Origin of the sequence: Pseudomonas shirazica, assembly GCF_015168335.1 — a bacterium.
Lineage (GTDB): Bacteria > Pseudomonadota > Gammaproteobacteria > Pseudomonadales > Pseudomonadaceae > Aquipseudomonas > Aquipseudomonas asiatica.
Genome location: NZ_CP063456.1, coordinates 2760922 through 2778464, shown reverse-complemented (window position 1 = coordinate 2778464; position 17543 = coordinate 2760922). Strand labels below are relative to the sequence as shown.

14 protein-coding genes are annotated in these 17543 nt (G+C 61.6%); 8 read left to right on the top strand and 6 right to left on the bottom strand.

The genetic code is table 11. The annotated features are described in order from the left end of the window. Positions 1-609 precede the first annotated feature (609 nt). Both IMX18_RS12640 and IMX18_RS12635 read left to right on the top strand, forming a co-directional pair. Positions 610-846 carry a hypothetical protein gene (locus IMX18_RS12640; protein ID WP_015270586.1) on the top strand — a complete coding sequence of 79 codons (237 nt, stop codon included), beginning with the start codon at positions 610-612 and terminating at the stop codon, positions 844-846. 660 nt (positions 847-1506) lie between these two features. Then, positions 1507-4059: a bifunctional diguanylate cyclase/phosphodiesterase gene (locus tag IMX18_RS12635; protein ID WP_217190518.1), complete on the top strand. Its 2553-nt coding sequence runs from the start codon at positions 1507-1509 to the stop codon at positions 4057-4059. 22 nt (positions 4060-4081) lie between these two features. On the opposite strand, the gene IMX18_RS12630 is transcribed toward IMX18_RS12635, so the two are convergent. Then, positions 4082-4996 carry a LysR family transcriptional regulator gene (locus IMX18_RS12630; RefSeq protein ID WP_054572910.1) on the bottom strand — a complete coding sequence of 305 codons (915 nt, stop codon included), beginning with the start codon at positions 4994-4996 and terminating at the stop codon, positions 4082-4084. Between the two features lie 199 nt (positions 4997-5195). On the opposite strand from IMX18_RS12630, the gene IMX18_RS12625 reads away from it, so the two are divergent. The 4 genes from IMX18_RS12625 to hutH all read left to right on the top strand — a co-directional run bounded on the left by IMX18_RS12625 (position 5196) and on the right by hutH (position 9457). Continuing rightward, positions 5196-6164: an ABC transporter substrate-binding protein gene (locus IMX18_RS12625; protein ID WP_015270114.1), complete on the top strand. Its 969-nt coding sequence runs from the start codon at positions 5196-5198 to the stop codon at positions 6162-6164. A 75-nt stretch (positions 6165-6239) separates the two neighbouring features. Then, a complete protein-coding gene (locus tag IMX18_RS12620) occupies positions 6240-7091 on the top strand; it encodes an ABC transporter permease (protein ID WP_015270115.1) in 852 nt (283 codons plus the stop codon). After that, positions 7088-7921, top strand: coding sequence for a quaternary amine ABC transporter ATP-binding protein (locus IMX18_RS12615; RefSeq protein ID WP_003256804.1), 834 nt, complete (start codon positions 7088-7090; stop codon positions 7919-7921). Before IMX18_RS12620 ends, IMX18_RS12615 begins: the two co-directional genes overlap by 4 nt. 12 nt (positions 7922-7933) lie before the next feature. Then, the gene (hutH, locus tag IMX18_RS12610) at positions 7934-9457 is read left to right on the top strand and encodes a histidine ammonia-lyase (RefSeq protein ID WP_015270116.1); all 1524 of its coding nucleotides are present in this window, start codon (positions 7934-7936) and stop codon (positions 9455-9457) included. A 412-nt stretch (positions 9458-9869) separates the two neighbouring features. On the opposite strand, the gene IMX18_RS12605 is transcribed toward hutH, so the two are convergent. Beyond that, the gene (locus IMX18_RS12605; protein ID WP_217190521.1) at positions 9870-11195 is read right to left on the bottom strand and encodes an SDR family oxidoreductase; all 1326 of its coding nucleotides are present in this window, start codon (positions 11193-11195) and stop codon (positions 9870-9872) included. Between the two features lie 361 nt (positions 11196-11556). On the opposite strand from IMX18_RS12605, the gene IMX18_RS12600 reads away from it, so the two are divergent. Further along, positions 11557-13185: a mechanosensitive ion channel family protein gene (locus IMX18_RS12600; RefSeq protein ID WP_015270118.1), complete on the top strand. Its 1629-nt coding sequence runs from the start codon at positions 11557-11559 to the stop codon at positions 13183-13185. Between the two features lie 192 nt (positions 13186-13377). Here the strand turns inward: IMX18_RS12600 and IMX18_RS12595 are convergent, their stop codons facing one another. Genes IMX18_RS12595 through IMX18_RS12585 form a run of 3 tightly spaced genes read right to left on the bottom strand, consistent with a single transcriptional unit; the run spans position 13378 to position 15493 of the window. Further along, entirely contained in the window at positions 13378-14436 is a 1059-nt protein-coding gene (locus tag IMX18_RS12595; protein WP_217190524.1) for an MgtC/SapB family protein, read from the bottom strand. Then, positions 14421-15242 (bottom strand): helix-turn-helix domain-containing protein, encoded by an 822-nt coding sequence (locus tag IMX18_RS12590; RefSeq protein WP_015270120.1) that lies wholly within the window; start codon positions 15240-15242, stop codon positions 14421-14423. Before IMX18_RS12590 ends, IMX18_RS12595 begins: the two co-directional genes overlap by 16 nt. Before the next feature lie 2 nt (positions 15243-15244). Next, entirely contained in the window at positions 15245-15493 is a 249-nt protein-coding gene (locus tag IMX18_RS12585) for a hypothetical protein (RefSeq protein WP_223997932.1), read from the bottom strand. A 372-nt stretch (positions 15494-15865) separates the two neighbouring features. Here IMX18_RS12585 and IMX18_RS12580 point away from each other — a divergent pair, with 372 nt between their 5' ends. Then, complete coding sequence (locus tag IMX18_RS12580; RefSeq protein WP_015270122.1) at positions 15866-16792, top strand: universal stress protein; 927 nt, start codon at positions 15866-15868, stop codon at positions 16790-16792. Positions 16793-16819: 27 nt separating this feature from the next. Here the strand turns inward: IMX18_RS12580 and IMX18_RS12575 are convergent, their stop codons facing one another. Then, on the bottom strand, positions 16820-17368 hold the full coding sequence (locus IMX18_RS12575) for a GNAT family N-acetyltransferase (protein WP_015270123.1): 549 nt from the start codon (positions 17366-17368) through the stop codon (positions 16820-16822). Positions 17369-17543: the final 175 nt, after the last annotated feature.

Genomic DNA, 17543 nt, shown 5'->3' with positions numbered 1-17543 from the left:
GCCGGTACTGACTACAGAGCTTTGGATCAGTGTCCGCCGTGGGTCGTTAGCCGCCATTCGCGGTCGATCGCTTTTGGCCAAGGCGGACGCTAAAGGATAACTGGTTTCGTAAGCGCGACGCCGTCCCTTTGTGAGCGGGTTTACCCGCGAAGAGGCCGGTGCAGGCGACACAACATGGTGATCACTGCTGATTGGCCAGCAGGTGATGAGTGAGAGGCGCCAACGGAAGTGTTACTGCACATTCCCTTCGCTTGAAACGCTTCCCTGACACCGGTAGTCTTTGCCCGCTGCTGTAAGTCCAGCGGCCGGGTTTGGTCACCCGCAATCATCAAGGCGCACAAGCGCCCGCTCTGCGATACAGTTGGCGCTTTTTTGTGCCCGCTGTTTCGTTTTATGGCGGCTGTGCGTGGGGCGCCTCCGTGCGCGCCGGTTTCCTTGATTCCCGGTTGACCAACCCGCGTACAGTCGCCACCCATTCGTTTGGTCACGTTGTGTGGCGGCTCCAGTGAATCAAGGAGCGACACAATGACAAAAGGCTTACCCGATCCTCCCGTACGCGCCACCACGGCGTCCTCCAGTTTCTCCACGTGCGAATGCAGCCACCCACCGTTGTTTGCCGTGCGTTCTGGGGTGGACTACGAAGATGCGCTGGTGCATCTGTCCACGCTGCTCAAAGGCGCGTTTGCGACCAATCTCAAGGCACTGGAGCTGGCCAAGGGAACCTGTCGTGATCTGTTGTTGAGCAATGACCATGGGCTGGATTCGGCCAAGGCGGTGGTGGAGGCGTTGCTGGATGGGGTGGAGAGGCAGCAACTGGTTGGGCGGAAGACGGTGCCGGGTGTCTGACGGGCGCTTGGGCTTTGTTTGATTCAAGCGGCAGCCGTGATTGACCTTGAGGGCCTCTTCGCGGGTGAACCCGCTCCCACAGGTACAGCGCCAACTCGAAGCCCGCGCAGTACCTGTGGGAGCGGGCGCGCCCGCGAAGCAGGCGCCGCGGTGAATGGCACCGGCTTTGCCGGTGTTCGCGGGCATGCCCGCTCCCACAGGCACCGTGTGATCTCAAGTGCGACGCCGGCCCTGTGGGAGCGGGTTTACCCGCGAAGCAGGCGCCGCGGTGAATGGCACCGGCTTTGCCGGTGTTCGCGGGCATGCCCGCTCCCACAGGTACCGTGTGATCTCAAGTGCGACTCCGGCCCTGTGGGAGCGGGTTTACCCGCGAAGCAGGCGCCGCGGTGAATGGCACCGGCTTTGCCGGTGTTCGCGGGCATGCCCGCACAATGATCGCCGTTGGGCAAAACGACAGCTATGGGTCGTTATCCGCGGAACGCACCAGAACCGTTATCCAACCTGGCAGTCGTTCACCGCTGGCAGGCCCCCGCGCTGTACTGACCATAGCCCCGTATCAGGCTCTAGGTTGCCTTTCGCCAACCACCGATCGTCAGCTCCATCGACCTCCAAGCCCGCCGCCCGGTCAACCGGGAGACCCTAGGCCGCGATGGTGAACCAATGGACGTCTTTGCTGACAATGAAATGTCGACCCGCAGTGATGTGGTCGGGCAACTGATCGTGGCGTTTTCCCTGATTCTGCTGTTGGCCTTGTTGCTGGGGCTGTTCTCCCTCTACCGCCTCGCCGGGGCGCTGTACGCCCGAGAAGTGGAGCAGAGCCGCTTCTATGCTGAATCCGCCATGGCCCAGCTGCAGAAGAACGACAGGACGTTCCTGCTGACCCATGCCAACTGGCAGGCCGCCTATGATCACTTGGGCGGGCAGGTCGATGCACATTGGGCATACGACGAGGACAATGTCGGCGCCACGCTCTATACCTCCGATGGGTACGAAGGCGTATATGTGCTCGATGACGACGGTACGCGGTACGCAATACTGGACGGTAAGCTCAGCCAGCTGGGCCTGGAGCAGCATACCGTCAGTGCCGGCAAGATCCTGCAGGAGGCTCGGCAAGCAGCGCAGCACGATCAGGCGTCTTCAGGCTATCTGGTCTTTCGTGGCCAGCCGGCGGTGTACGTCGCTGCACTGATCCGCCCGCAGACCCAGCCGGCCCGCCCGCCGGGACCAACTGCGGTTTTGGTGTTCATTCGGGTTCTATCGCCACAGGTGCTCTTGCCGCTGGGCCAGGCGGCGGGGCTGTTAGGCCTGGCCGTGGGCGATTCGGCCGATCAGCGCCAAGGGCGCGGTGCCCTGCCACTTGAAGGCAGCGGCCACACCTTGACATGGGATATACCGCAGCCCGGCACCGAACTGATCCACACGGTAATCGCGCCCTTGGCTATCGCCGTTCTATTCATCGCACTGAGCATGGCATTGTTTGCACGCTACGCGATCCGCGCCAGCAGCAGGATCGATCGCAGCCACCGTGCTCTGGTGACTTCCAGGGTTGCCCTGCAATCAAGTGAAGAGCGCTTCAAGGCAGTGGCCGAAGCTGCCTCGGACTGGATTTGGGAAACGGATGTGCTCCTTCGCCTGACCTACCTTTCGGACCGGTTCACCGAACTCACCGGGCACCCCGTCGAAGCGTGGCGACAGCGCCCGATTACCGAGTTGCTGTCGTGTGATACCAGCAACCTCCGGACCTCGCTGCACAGCCTGGCCGCGACAGGCTCCTCCGGCACGCTGCGCTGCCAATACCAGGACCATCTAGGCCAGCAGCGTATCTGCAGGATCGCTTCGCGCGCGATCGTGGCCGAGGGCGTGTGTACCGGCTTTCGTGGCACGTGCAGCGACATCACCGACGAAGTGGCCGCCCATGCCCAGATTCAGCACCTCTCCTTGCACGACGCCCTGACCGGCCTGCCGAATCGCAACAAGCTGTTCCGTTTCCTCGAACAATCAGCCCCTGGCGCTGAGCTACCCAAGGTGGCGCTGTTGATGCTCGATCTGGACAACTTCAAGCCAATCAACGACAGCCTTGGGCATCCGGCCGGCGACGCGGTGCTGCTCGAGGTAGCGAGCCGCCTCGGTCAAGTTACCCGTGACAGTGATCTGGTCGCCCGTCTGGGAGGCGATGAGTTCATCGTCGTACTGACCCGGCCAGGCGATCACCAGGACATGGACCGATTCTGCATGCGCGTGATCGAGGCGATCAAACGCCCCATTCAGGTCGAAGGGCATGTCGTGCAAGTGGGGGTAAGCCTGGGTGTAGTGCTGACGGCCGAGTACCCTGGTACGCCGAGCGACCTGATCCGACACGCCGACGTGGCCCTTTACAGCGCCAAGCAGGCGGGCAAGAACACCTGGCGCTTCTTTTCGGCACAGATGAACGCCGCTTTGATGGAGAAGCGTGTGCTGGAAAGCGAGCTGCGCGAGGGCATACCGCGTGGCGAGCTGGTGCTGCATTTTCAGCCGCGCTTCAAGGTCGATGGGGTCTCGATCGCATCGGCCGAGGCCCTGGTGCGCTGGCAACACCCGCGCCTGGGCCTGCTCCGCCCGGATCGTTTCATCCCGCTTGCCGAAGAGTCCGACCTGATCGTGCTGCTTGGCAACTGGGTGCTGCAGGAAGCCTGTACCAAGGCGCGGGGCTGGCCGCAGGCGGTGATGGTCTCGGTCAACATGTCGCCGGCCCAGTTCAGCCGCAGCGATGTGGTCCGCGACGTCGGCAACGCGTTGCGCGCCACCGGGCTGCCAGCCCACCGCCTGGAGCTGGAAATTACCGAGAACGTCATGCTCAACGATGTCGAAGGCGCACTGCACACCATGCTTGCACTGAAAGAGCTGGGCGTGCGCCTGAACATGGACGACTTCGGGACCGGTTACTCCTCGTTGGGTTACCTGCGTACCTACCCGTTCGACAGCATCAAGATCGACAAGCGCTTCGTGCAGCACCTGGGAAAGAGTGGCAGCGACCGTAGCGTGGTTCAGGCCATCATCAACCTTGGCAATGCAATGGGCATGACGGTGACTGCCGAAGGTGTCGAGACCGCCGAGCAACTGGCCTTGCTCAGCGATGACCAATGCCATGAAGTACAAGGCTTTTTGCTCAGCAAACCGCTGGAAAACGAGGTACTGATGGGGATGATGAAAGACCAGGTATCGTTAGCGCAATGACGCCTCGCAGAGGAGGGCAGTTTCATTCGGATGCAAACGACGGCCGCTCCGCGAACCATGCCACCGCCAGGTCCTTGAACGCCTCAGCCGAAGGCGTCAGCGGATAGCGCTGATCATGCGCCAGCACGATGCTGTGCGTTGGCAATTTCTCCTCGGTCGGCCGACACACCAGCGCTTGGCCATCATAGCTGCGGTCACCAAATGGCCGGGTGTAGATCAGTGCCACGCCAAACCCGTTGGCGACCAGGCTACGCTGCATCTCGAAGGTGCGCACGCGGTGCACAGCGGCGGGCGAAAGATCGTAGAAGCTGAACAGGTCCAGCACATGCTGCCAGCTGTGGACCTGATCGGTGACTACCAGTGTGTATTCGGATAGCGCTTTGAGGCTGACGCGCGATTCCTTGGCCAACGGGTGATCGGCAGCCAGCAGTACCTGAGCGGTCAGCTGGCACAGCTGGGTGCATTGAGTGTTCGGCGGCAGACCCAGATCGTAGGTGATCGCCAGCTCTATCGCACCCTCACTCAGCCGCTTGCCAACATAATCGAAGCTGCCTTCGCGCATATCGACCGTGACCCTCGGGCAGGACTCCTGCATCCGTCGCACAATTTGTGGCAGGCAATAGGGCGCCAGGTCTTCAAAACATCCGACCACCAACTCTCCGACACACTCTCCTGCATTGGCATTGATCTCGGCAAAGGTCCGAGCTTCGCTCAGAACGCGGCGGGCCTGGACCATGACGGTACGCCCGAACGGGGTCAGCGATATGCCGAGGCCACGTTGGCGCACGAAAATCGATTGGCCCAGCACCTCTTCCAATTCGCTGATGGCCGCCGAAATGGAGGGCTGTGAAACATGAAGCTCCATGGCGGCAGTCGTCAGGTTCCCGTGCTTGGCCGCTGCGAGCGCGTAGCGCAGTTGTCGCAGTGTGAACTTCATAGGTTTTTCCGTTGTGATACATCAGGACATATTATTTTATCCTTTTTTGAGGTTGTGAAATATTTCCTCTGTGCAGTGGCCACCGATCACAGGTGCCACGCCGATGCCGATTGCAAGGCTGATCAGCCAGTTTGGCGACCCTCTTTGGGCCGGATGCCCTCGACTACTGCAATCCATGTTCTTGTTTGGGAGCGTCACAATGAAAATTACAAAGGCTCTGCTGACCACCACACTATCTTTCGGGCTGCTGGCGGCCGCTGGTGCCAGCCAGGCGGCCGGCTGGTGCGAGTCTGGCAAACCGGTGAAATTCGCCGGATTGAACTGGGAAAGCGGGATGCTGCTCACGGACGTGATGCAGTTCGTGCTGAAAAATGGTTATGGCTGTGAAACCGACAGCCTGCCGGGTAACTCCATCTCCATGGAAAACGCCCTGAGCAGCAACGACATTCAGGTGTTTGCCGAAGAGTGGGTAGGGCGCAGCGAGGTCTGGAACAAGGCGGCGGCCGCCGGCAAGGTTGTTGGCGTCGGCGCGCCGGTCGTTGGCGCAGTCGAAGGCTGGTATGTGCCGCGTTACGTGATCGAAGGCGACCCCAAGCGCAAACTCGAAGCCAAGGCACCGAACCTCAAGACCATCGCCGATCTTGGGCAATACGCCCAGGTATTCAAAGACCCGGAAGAACCGGACAAGGGGCGCTTCTACAATTGCCCGGCCGGCTGGACCTGCGAGCTGGACAACAGCGAGATGCTCAAGCACTACGGCCTGGAAAGCAGCTACACCAACTTCCGCCCGGGCACCGGCCCGGCACTGGATGCCGCCGTGCTGTCGAGCTACAAGCGTGGCGAGCCGATCCTGTTCTACTACTGGTCGCCGACGCCGCTGATGGGCCTGGTCGACCTGGTCAAGCTGGACGAGAAGCCAGGCGTGGATAAATCCCTGACCATCAAGGTGGGCCTGTCGAAGGCCTTCCACGAGCAGGCGCCGGAACTGGTGGCAGTGCTGGAAAAGGTCAATCTGCCGATCGACCTGCTGAACCAGAACCTGGCGCGCATGAGCAAAGATCGCATCGAGTCGCCGGAACTGGCCAAGTTGTTCCTCAAGGAGCACCCCGAGGTCTGGCACAGCTGGGTCAGCGAAGACGCAGCCAAAAAGGTGGACGCGGCACTCTGAGCGTATGGGCTTGTCCGGCTCCTGCCGGACAAGGCACGCGACAGTCCGTTTCATGCACTTGCTCGAGAGAATTCCATGTTTCCCAAGAACTTCACGTTTTCCATTGCCGACTGGGTCAATGGCTGGGTCGATGCGCTTGTAACCAACTACGGTGACGTGTTCCGGCACATCTCCGACACCCTGCTGTGGGCCATCGTCAACCTCGAAGGCCTGCTGCGCGCAGTACCCTGGTGGCTGATGCTGGCCATTGTTGCTGGTATCGCCTGGCACGCCACCCGCAAAGTCGTGACCACTGCCGTGATCGTCGGCTTGCTCTTTTTGGTCGGCGCGGTCGGCCTCTGGGACAAGCTGATGCAGACCCTGGCGCTGATGCTGGTCGCAACGCTGATATCGGTCCTGGTCGGCATTCCGCTGGGTGTGCTGTCGGCGCGCAACGATCGCCTTCGGGCGGTGTTGATGCCGCTGCTCGACATCATGCAGACCATGCCCAGCTTCGTGTACCTGATACCGGTGCTGATGCTGTTCGGCCTGGGCAAGGTGCCGGCGATCTTTGCCACCGTCATCTATGCCGCGCCGCCGCTGATTCGCCTGACCGACCTGGGCATTCGCCAGGTGGATGGCGAGGTCATGGAGGCGATCAACGCTTTCGGTGCCAATCGCATGCAACAACTGTTCGGTGTGCAGCTGCCACTGGCGTTGCCGAGCATCATGGCCGGTATCAACCAGACCACCATGATGGCCCTGTCGATGGTGGTCATCGCCTCGATGATCGGTGCCCGCGGCCTGGGTGAAGACGTCCTGGTCGGCATCCAGACCCTGAATGTGGGCCGCGGCCTCGAAGCGGGCCTGGCCATCGTGATTCTGGCGGTCGTGATCGACCGTATTACCCAGGCCTATGGCCGACCACGGCATGGGGTGGGCAAATGAGCGCCAAACAGACAATGAACAAGATCGAAGTCAAGAATGTCTTCAAGATATTCGGTGCTCGCGCCGAAGATGCCCTGAAACTGATCCGCCAGCAAAAAGCCAAGGATCAGGTCCTGGCCGAAACCGGCTGCGTGGTTGGGGTCAACGATCTCTCGTTGTCCATCGGCAGCGGCGAGATCTTCGTGATCATGGGGCTGTCGGGCTCGGGCAAGTCGACCCTGGTGCGCCACTTCAACCGCCTGATAGACCCGACCAGCGGCCAGATCCTGGTCGATGGCGAAGACATTCTGCAGTACGACATGGACGCCCTGCGCGAATTCCGCCGGCACAAGATCAGCATGGTATTCCAGAGCTTCGGCCTGTTGCCGCACCGCACCGTGCTGGACAACGTCGCCTACGGCCTGAAAGTCCGTGGCGAGAGCAAGGCCAGGTGCGCAGAGCGTGCCCTGCACTGGATCAACACCGTGGGCCTCAAGGGTTACGAAAAGTCGTACCCGCACCAGTTGTCGGGCGGCATGCGTCAGCGCGTCGGCCTGGCCCGCGCCCTGGCAGCCGACACCGACATCATCCTGATGGACGAAGCCTTCAGTGCGCTCGACCCGCTGATTCGCGCCGAAATGCAGGACCAGTTGCTGGAGCTGCAGAAGACACTGCACAAGACCATCGTCTTCATCACCCACGACCTGGACGAAGCGGTGCGTATCGGTAACCGGATTGCCATTCTCAAGGACGGTCGCCTGGTCCAGGTCGGTACGCCGAAAGAAATCCTCTACCAACCTGCGGACGAATATGTAGATCGTTTCGTGCAGCGTCGCGTAGCTTCGCTTTAAGGAACCGGGTATATGTCGTTTGCCGAAAGAATCATCATCGCCGACGCGCCAGTGCGTTGGCAGGACGTGGTGGCAGTGGCCCGGCATGGCGCGAAGCTTGAGCTGGCCCCATCGGCCTGGGCCCGGATCGAGAACGCCCAGGCGATTGTCCAGCGCATCGTTTCCAGCGGTGACCGCGCCTATGGCGTCAACACCGGGCTTGGCGCCTTGTGCAATGTCTCGTTGCAGGATGAACAACTCAGCCAGCTGTCGCACAACACCTTGCTCAGCCATGCCTGTGGCGTGGGTACGGCGCTGTCGGACGAACAGACCCGGGCGATCATGTGCGCGGCGATCATCAATTTCTGCCAGGGCCGTTCCGGCCTGCAGCGCAAGGTGGTCGAGGCGCTGCTGACCTTGCTCAACCAGCACATCACGCCGCAGGTGCCGAAGCAGGGGTCGGTGGGGTACCTGACCCACATGGCGCATATCAGCATCACCTTGCTGGGCGTCGGCCAGGTCAGCTATCGCGGCCAGATCATGCCGGCGCAGCAGGCCTTGGCCGAGGTCGGCCTGGCGCCGGTCAAACTGGGTGCCAAGGATGGCCTGTGCCTGGTCAACGGTACCCCTTGCATGACCGGCCTTAGCTGCCTGTCCCTGGACGACGCCACTCGGTTGAGCCAATGGGCGGATGTCATCAGTGCCATGAGCTTCGAGGCCCTGCGCGGCCAGCTCGATGCCTTCGACCCTGAAATCATCGCGATGAAACCGCACCCCGGCATGCAGCGCGTGGGCAGTAACCTGCGACGCCTGCTCGACGGCAGCGAAATCATTGCCAGCAGCCAAGGCATACGCACCCAGGACGCCTTGAGCATTCGCTCGATTCCGCAGGTTCATGGCGCCGCCCGCGATCAGCTAGACCACGCTGCGCGGCAGATCGAAACCGAACTCAACTCCACCACGGACAACCCGATGCTGCTGGGTACGCCCGAGTCGTATCGGGTGGTTTCCCAGGCGAATCCGCACGGCCAGTCGGTGGCCATGGCGGCTGACTTGCTGGCCATCGCGGTGGCCGAGATCGGGGCGATTGCCGAGCGTCGTCTCGATCGCCTGATCAACCCGTTGGTCAGCGGATTGCCGGCTTTCCTGGTCAGCCAGCCGGGAGTTAATTCGGGGATGATGATTGTCCAGTACGTGGCTGCTTCACTGTGTGCAGAAAACCGTCAGCTGGCACAACCGGCAGTCGTCGACAACTACGTCACTTCCGGCCTGCAGGAGGACCATCTGAGCATGGGCACCAATGCCGGGTTGAAGCTGCACCGCGCCCTGGAGAACTGCACGCAGATCCTCGCCATCGAATACCTGCTGGCGGCCCAGGCATTCGAGTTCCTCAAGGAGCAGCGCTTTGGCGCGGGTACCAGCGTTGCCTGGCGGTTGTTGCGCGAACGGGTCCCGGCGTATGCCCAGGACCGTTGGCTGGCCCCGGATATCGCCAGCAGCGCATCGATCCTGAAGGATCCGGGCCTGCTTGGCGCTGCATTCCCCGAGCTGTTATGAGCGATGCAAGGGCCGCTCATGGCTTCGGCTCCTGAGGCGCAAGACCTGTGCAATCGGGGGGCAAATGCCCCCTTGATTGTGAACGACCAATATTCAGAAAAAAGGCCAGGGTGCCATGCACCCTGGCCGAGCTCATTTCAAGTTAGCGATTTTCGCTACCACGACCGCCGCCGTGGCTGTCCTGTCCGCCTTTACGTCCAGCCTCAGAGTCGCGTTCATCACCTCATGTCGTCACACAGGAAAGTCTGTGTTCAACTCGGACGTCAGGCAGAGGGGCGTTTGCTCTACTGCATTTTGCTCGGCCCGACGGGTTGCGCGAAAGAACCCGTGCGGGCGCCGGTGGTGCAGCAGAGCTTTGTTCGCCAACCTTTGGGAAGGATCTGGCTTGCATCGGCTTTGACGGCACGGTCGTTCAGCTCCTGCGTCGTGAATGGGTGATTGCAAAACCCACGATCATTCCAAGCGCCGCTGCGCCTATCAGTAGAGGCGTCTTGTCTTTTGACTTCCTCCAACCCCCGTCGATACTCCTCCTGCCACTCGGCGGCTCAAAGAGGTTGCCTGATGATGTTTCGGCTTTCGGGCTGCGGTTTATCCCCCGACGCGTCAGCCACCCCGATAACAGAGGCAGGCCCGGTACCAGGTAGCTGGCCAGATGCGCCAGGCGGGCCGTGGCACCGACCGTGGTGTGAGCGCGTGGTGAGATTGCGCAGGCCACCATGGCCTTCGCCACAAGTTCGGGATCATATACAGGGCCCGGAGGCGTCAGCGCATGGCCTGTGTAGTTGCCGCCGTCTCGGAAGCCCGGTGTGTCCATGACGGCCGGATAGATATCGCACACGTGGATATCGGGAAACTCCGTCAATTCCCCCCGCAGCGCCTCGGTCAGGCCGCGCAAGCCGAACTTGCTCGCAGAGTACGCGGCTGCATAGGGTTGGGCCACCCAGCTGCCCAGTGACAGTGTATTGATCAGGATGCCGCTGCCCTGGGCTTTGAAGAGGGGGAGGGCTACGAACGCACCGCGCAGGTAACCCATCAGGTCGGTCTGAATGACCTGCTCGTGGGCCTCCAGCGGTGTGTCCTCGAAATTGCCGACCGCCCCGACGCCGGCGTTGTTGATCCAGATATCGATTCGCCCGTGGCCGAATTCTGCTGCCTGTGCGGCCAGCGCTTGCACCTGGTCGTTGCGGGTGACGTCGGTCGTGATCGCGATGGCATCGGTACCGCAGTCGGTGCATTCATCCAGCACGTCGAACAACGCCTCTTCGTCGCGCGCAGCGAGCACCAGGCGAGCGCCCTTGCAGGCAAATGCGTGCGCGGCGGCACGGCCGATACCGCTGGAAGCGCCAGTGATCACCACGACTTTGCCGCGCAGTGGCCCTCTGCTCGGAACGCCCCCGCGGGGCGCTTCCTGTTCTGTGCCAGATTTCTTGTGGTCGTCAAGTGGCGCGATCGTTTCGCTGGCCTCGATCCGAGAAAGCTCAAGAGCGGTGCCATCGACCAGGGTCAACCTCAGCCCTTCAATCGTGCCAGCCTCCCGGTTCGGAAACACGGGTTCACCCTCGGCATCCACGCTGTCGTAGATGAAGCGCGTGCCTTCGATCCACCCCACGGCGGTCAAAAGCTCAGGGCCGAGATAATACTTCCCGTCTTGAAAGAAGCCAGGGAACTGATGAGCCCGCTCCACGTTTTCCACGCGATAGCGTTCACCTGGTTTCATACCTGTCGCTTGATCGATCATTTTGCGAACCCCTGTAGTTGGACCTCGGAAATGCCAGCCTTTGCTGTGCTAGTCAGAAGCAGGCCCGGTGCGCTTGACGCTGCGCGGGCCAGCAACGCTCCGGATACCAAAGCGCTCGTTGGCACCTGCCCCGGCAGGCGCATCTTTGCGTGTTGGATATGCAGGGGAAGCCAGGGCGGACCGCAAAGTTCAGACCAACAAGTCCGGTGGTACCAAACGGTGCTTCGCTGCATCCGTGTGTCACAGGATGATGTCCTGAACCGCCGCGCCCGTATTTCCGCTGGTTCCTCAGCCCTGGGCAGTAAACGCTGTGCTATCACTACCTGCATGGTTTTCGCCATAGGGGCCCGGGGATCTCATGATGAAGCGCCTTTATTGCCTGCTGTTGATTCTTTTCACCCTGCAGCCCATGGCCGGGCACGGTATCGAGGTTGCAGGCAGTGCCACAGATGGCGTGCCCGGTGAGCCGGCCGAGCTGACCATCGCCAATCGCAGCATCTTCATCTTCCACGCCACCTTGCTGGGGGAAACGCCGGCGGCGCGGGTGCAACGGGCCACAGCCGTGATCGAAGAGGCCTTGCGCGGGACTGATGAGCTGAAGGTCAGCGTCGACCCCATCCTGAATAGCCACCTGGTGCTATTGGGAGGGCGGCGTGCCTTCATCATTGCGCCGCAGGACCTGGGCCTGGCCGGTGGCGACACTCGCGAAGCCGCCGAGCAGGCAGCCGCTATGCTGCGCCTGGTGGTCGACGAGACCGGTCAGGCCCGCAGCCTGCGCTTTCTGCTCAAGGCAGCAGGCTACTCGGCGCTGGCCACGTTGATCTACGTGGTGCTCATCAAGGGCACCAACCTGGCTCGGCGCAAGCTCCAAGGCCTGTTGCCGCAGCTGATGCGCGAGCGCGCCCGGCAGATACGGCTCGGGCAGATGCCGCTGTTGGACATGCAGCTGGTCTACACCGTGATCGAACGCCTGTTGCGGCTGCTGCACTGGGGCGTAGTACTGTTGCTGAGCTACCAGTGGCTGAGCTTCGTGCTGTCGCAATTCCCCTACACCCGGCCTTGGGGGGAAAGCCTCAACGTCCACTTGATCGACCTGTTACGTTATCTGCTCGACGGCATTTTGCAGGCAATTCCCGGCATCGCCGTGGCTATCATCATTTTTTTCATCGCCCGCGGTATCAGTGGCTTCAGTCGGCGCCTGCTGGAGCGCATGGCTCGGCCGGGCACCCTCAAGTGGCTGACCGAGGAAACCCTGCAGCCAACCACACGCCTGACCTCACTTGCCATCTGGCTGTTCGCCCTGGTGATGGCGTACCCGTACCTGCCGGGTTCCGGCACCGACGCCTTCAAGGGGCTGTCGGTGCTGCTCGGGCTGATGATTTCTCTCGGCGCCTCCAGCATTGTCGGGCAGGCGGCAGCGGGCCTGATCCTGACCTATTCACGCACCTTGAAGGCTGGCGAGTATGTGCGGGTAGGTGACCACGAGGGCACGGTGACCGAAGTCGGCATGTTCAACACCACGATCCGCACTGGACTGGGCGAAGTGTTGACCTTGCCCAACTCGATGATCACCGGCTCGGTGACACGCAATTTTTCACGTGTTGTACAGGGGCAGGGCTACATCGTCGATACTGTGGTCACCATCGGTTACGACACGCCGTGGCGCCAAGTGGAGGCGATGCTGGTGGAGGCGGCCAAGCGTACCGACGGCATACTGGAAAAACCCAGGCCGCAGGTGTTTCAGACCGGGCTTTCGGATTTCTACCCCGAGTATCGCCTGGTGGCGCAGGCGGTGCCGAGTGAGCCACGGCCACGGGCAGAACTGCTGAGCCTGTTGCACGGCAACATTCAGGATGTGTTCAACGAGTACGGGGTGCAGATCATGTCGCCGCATTACCTGGGCGACCCCGCGCAGGAAAAGTGGGTGCCGCACGAGCGCTGGTTCACGGCACCTGCGCGGAAACCTGAGGTTGGCCAGCCGGGGGAATAGCGTCATAACCGGCGATCACAGGGTCGCCATGCTGCCGACGGTGCTCCAGTGGCGTCATGTCGAACCAGCGCAGATGGGCGCGGCACCAACTCTTGAGCAAGGTTGATTGGATATGTCGTGGTCATGGTCCCTGTAGCTTTTCAGTTCCTCAAGCTTGTCCTCATCCAGGGGGTAGAGGTTGCCGATACAACCTCATATCAAAAGCCCCAGCCACATTGCACCGAGGATGACCAGTTGGCCGGGAACAAGGTATCTCCCGAAGCTGCAGCCGCCGCTACCGAGGGACAGAATGCATTTGGTCAAGGTGTTGCCGGTCAGGGCGACGGTGATGATCAGCGCTGTGAAGAGATCGAAGGCACCATCGCCCTGATGCGCTGTTGAAGTGCCTTGGTCGCTACGCCAGGGGGCAAGCAACAAAGTGCCGTAAACCACCGTACCCACGGTACCGAGCCCGATCGAGGCCACGAAAGGCTTCAACAGGTGTCGGTCGACGATGCCTAGCACCAGGGCGAATTGCGCGATGCTGGCGAGGTTCGACAGTACGGCTGCGGCGGCCAAGGGCCTCACGGCTGTGACTTGCCGACGTGCCTCATGGGCAAGCAGCGCAATGGTTGCCGTGCCGGAGGCGAAACCTGAGGCGATCGCGCTCAGGGGCAAGCCGTAGCGTGGGCCCACCAGACGCATTGCGATATGCCCCAGTGCACCGGCGGTCATCAGCAGGACGACCAGCGTACAGATGGTGCGAGGGTTGAGTGCGCCATACGGCCCCATGAACCTGTCCGGTGTCAACGGTAGCACCACCAGCGCTACCGTCAGCAGCATCAAACCATCGCGCAGCTCTTCCTCGCTCAGTTGCTGGAGCACGAAATGGTGCAGCTCGCGGCGCAGTGCCAGCAGCACGGTCAGCACCACGCCGACCGCCGTGGCAAGTTCTGGCTCGTCAAGGCTCAGTGCGCCCAGCGTCAGCACCAGTAGCAGGGCGATTTCGCTGGTGACTTCGGGGTCTTTGTCGGCGTGTTTGCGGTAATGCATGCACAGCATCAGAACCAGGCCCAGGCTGGCGACCCCGACCAGTACCGGCCCGGCCAGCAACATGCTGACGTAGCCCAGCAGGGCGGTGATGGCGAAGGTCCTAAGGCCGGCAGCGGCATGATCTTCATTGCGGCCTTTCTTGCGCTCGCGCTCAAGCCCCACCAACATGCCGATGCCCAGCGCGACGGCACCGTGGCTGACATTTACCGCGTCGAGCATGGCGCCTTCGGGGTGTCCTTGGGGCTGACTTCCGCGCCGCCTTGCTCAAGGGCTATCAAGGCTGGCAGATCGAGTATCTCGACAAGCCTGCCACGCATGCTGACGATGCCCAGCGCGCGCATGCGGGCGACTGAGCGACACACGGTTTCCAGGCGCAGGCCCAGGTACGAAGCCATGTCTTCCCGGGACATGCGCAGCATGAAGCCGTGGGCAGAGTAGCCGCGGCTGACGAAGCGCTGTGACAACCCAACCAGGAAGCTTGCCAGGCGCTGTTCGGCGGTGAGGTTGCACAGCATCAGCACCCGCTCATGCTCACGCACGATTTCTCGGCTCATCAAACGGTTCAGGCTTTGCTGCAGGACGGGAAAGTCACGCGCCAATGCCTGCAGCCGGCGATAGGGGACAGGGCACACCTCGCTGTCTTCCAGGGCAATGGCATCGCATACGTGATGTTCGGTGGCGATGGCGTCGAGCCCAAGTACATCGCCCGGCATCCAGAAATTGATCACCACGCCCTGGCCTTCGGCGCTGTTCAGGCTGGTCTTGAAGCTGCCACAGCGCACGGCATAAAGCGTCGTCAGCGGATCGTTGGCGTTGAACAGCGCGGCGCCTTTGCGAATACGCATGCGCGGGCCGATCAGTGCGCCCAGGCAACTGTTGTCATGCACGGGCAGACCGGTGGGCAGGCACAGCCCGCTGACACGGCACTCTGTGCACAGGGTCGTCAGCGGTTTCAGGTGAATCGGGGTTGCCGGGCTCGACGCTGCAGGTTGGTCGAGCAAGGTCACTTTCAGTAGGCCAGTCATTTTCAGGCCTCCTTCGCGCATCGGAGACCTGCCTGGGCTGCCATCCCTGCATTGGCTTTGCCAACGCTGCCCATACCTGGGCGTGGTGACCAGTCGGCGAGCATGTCCCGCGAGTGGGGCGCGTTGAGGCGCGCATTCAACCGGTCGACAAAGGCTTGCGCTTCGGTGGACGTAACGAAGCTCACCCGGCAGTCGTCCATGCGGACCCACCAGCGGTTCTGCTGAGGGCTATTTTCGACGTAGATGTTCATGGAAGCCTCCAAAAGCATGCATGAGCAAACCAACTGCAAATCCATGCGAAAACGAAGGCATCCCTGCCGGCAACAGGGGTGTTCAGGGCGTGATTGCCATTTTCATCGCGCTATCGCGCTGGTTGGCGAACGACCATAGGCGACGTTCGATGGTTTTCATGAGCGCCATGGCACGCCTCCGGGGCATTCGATGATTGTTGTTGGTGTAGGGTCAGATTGCGCCGTTAACGGCCAAGAGCTTTGACCAGTATCAAATTTCCGCGCCGCGGGCGTTGCCGTTTGTCCGCCCAGTGGTTCAGTTGATAAACATCAAATCCGCCAGGTGCGGGTGATGGATGATCCAGGAACACTTCCCAACCGCTGAGGTGCGCCATGGACAACCCGCAAAGACTCTTGCTGATCGCCTCGCCCCTGATGCGGCGCACCCCGGTCTACGACCGTGCGGCTGCGCTGGCCAAGGCCAAGGGCATGGCCCTGCATATCGTTGCTTTCGACTATCTCGAAGGCCTTGCCACGGCGGGCCTGGTCAACGACCAGACACTGGCTGTGATGCGTGAAGGTTATGTACAGCAACACCGTGAATGGCTGGAAACCCAAGCGCTTTCGATGCGCCGTAACGGGGTCACGGTCACCACCGAAGTGGTATGGGTGCAGCATCCGCTGGACGAGATCCTCGTCCACCTGCGCGAGCAGCCGTTCGCCATGCTGATCAAAGCCTTCGAGCATGAACCCTGGTGGGCGCGGGCGATGTTCACCTCGCTCGACATTCAGTTGCTGCGGGAAACCCGCATCCCCCTGCACCTGGTGCATCAGGCCAGCCACGCGCTGCCGCGCAAGATTCTGGCTGCCGTGGACCTGTCCCGCCCCGAGGACCAGTTTGAGGGGTTCAATGACCAGATCATCAGTGAAGCGCTGAAACTGGCATTACAGTGCAACGCCCAGATCGAACTGCTATATGCCTATGACCTGGGGTCCATGTACCTGGACTCAGGCGGCAGCCGCGAGCATTCGTTTCTGTTCGACTCCAACCTCGCCCAGACGCTGCACGAGGCGCAAAGCGAGGCATTCCAGGCACTGGCCGAACGTAACGGTATCGCCGCCGAACACCGCCACCTGCGGCTGGGAGACCCGGCCAAGGTGCTGGCGCTGTTCATGGAGAACAATGATATCGATGTGCTGGTCATGGGCAGTTACCACCATCGCGGCATTGGCTGGTTCATCGGTAGCACTGCGGAGCGGGTATTGCATCGGTTGTCCAGCAGCGTGCTGGTGATATCACCAGAGCATTCCCAAGGCTGAGAGACAAGGCCCGAAAGGGCCTTGCTTTCAGGCGTGAAGATCGAGCTCGTGAAGGATTTCGCTGACATCGCCACCCAGGTAGCGGGAGGTGAACCCCAGGGTCTTGGTCAGCCGGTGCATGGCGTAGTTGTTCGCCAGGTCCCTGGAGATCATGCAGTGGAAGCCATTGCGCTTCGCGGCCGCGATCAGGTGCTGCATCAGCAGCCGGCCCAGCCCCTTGCGTTGCCATTCTTCATTTACGGCTACCGCGCATTCGCACTGGAGGCTGCCGGGAACACTGGCATACCGGCTGACCCCGATCTGGCGCAACTGGCCATCTGCATGGACCAGGGCAACGTAGGCTTCGCACTGGTGATGATCCACCGGCATATGCTGCGCATCCAGGCTCGGCACACCGCCACTGAGCCCGGCGATGAAGCGGAAACGCCGGGCCTCGAAGGCGATCGTGCTGAGAAAGCGGCGGTCCCTTTCGCGGTCTTCCTCGCGCAGGGGGCGGATCAGTACGGCAGAGCCATCAGAAAGCTTGTCGATCCAATGCTCGCACGCGTCTGGCTTTTCAGTCTGTTGCCTGTTCATGTCGCCTCCCGGTCACCTGGTCGATGCTTGCCAGAGCTGTTGTACCGTGCTGGGCGGCGCCGGTTCTGACAATCGTCAAGTTCCGGCTCGGATGGTGGTTTTCTGATCTGCATCAAGCGCGAACAGGCCTGCTTTCGGACAATCGCCTACATCATCACGCCAGCCGCGCAAGCCC

Coding starts and splice junctions, on each gene's coding strand:
- IMX18_RS12580 (WP_015270122.1), top strand. CDS start 15,866: ATGGACAACCCGCAAAGACTCTTGCTGATCGCCTCGCCCCTGATGCGG.
- IMX18_RS12575 (WP_015270123.1), bottom strand. CDS start 17,368: ATGAACAGGCAACAGACTGAAAAGCCAGACGCGTGCGAGCATTGGATC.
- hutH (WP_015270116.1), top strand. CDS start 7,934: ATGTCGTTTGCCGAAAGAATCATCATCGCCGACGCGCCAGTGCGTTGG.
- IMX18_RS12635 (WP_217190518.1), top strand. CDS start 1,507: ATGGACGTCTTTGCTGACAATGAAATGTCGACCCGCAGTGATGTGGTC.
- IMX18_RS12620 (WP_015270115.1), top strand. CDS start 6,240: ATGTTTCCCAAGAACTTCACGTTTTCCATTGCCGACTGGGTCAATGGC.
- IMX18_RS12590 (WP_015270120.1), bottom strand. CDS start 15,242: ATGACTGGCCTACTGAAAGTGACCTTGCTCGACCAACCTGCAGCGTCG.
- IMX18_RS12600 (WP_015270118.1), top strand. CDS start 11,557: ATGAAGCGCCTTTATTGCCTGCTGTTGATTCTTTTCACCCTGCAGCCC.
- IMX18_RS12615 (WP_003256804.1), top strand. CDS start 7,088: ATGAGCGCCAAACAGACAATGAACAAGATCGAAGTCAAGAATGTCTTC.
- IMX18_RS12585 (WP_223997932.1), bottom strand. CDS start 15,493: ATGAACATCTACGTCGAAAATAGCCCTCAGCAGAACCGCTGGTGGGTC.
- IMX18_RS12595 (WP_217190524.1), bottom strand. CDS start 14,436: ATGCTCGACGCGGTAAATGTCAGCCACGGTGCCGTCGCGCTGGGCATC.
- IMX18_RS12625 (WP_015270114.1), top strand. CDS start 5,196: ATGAAAATTACAAAGGCTCTGCTGACCACCACACTATCTTTCGGGCTG.
- IMX18_RS12605 (WP_217190521.1), bottom strand. CDS start 11,195: ATGATCGATCAAGCGACAGGTATGAAACCAGGTGAACGCTATCGCGTG.
- IMX18_RS12630 (WP_054572910.1), bottom strand. CDS start 4,996: ATGAAGTTCACACTGCGACAACTGCGCTACGCGCTCGCAGCGGCCAAG.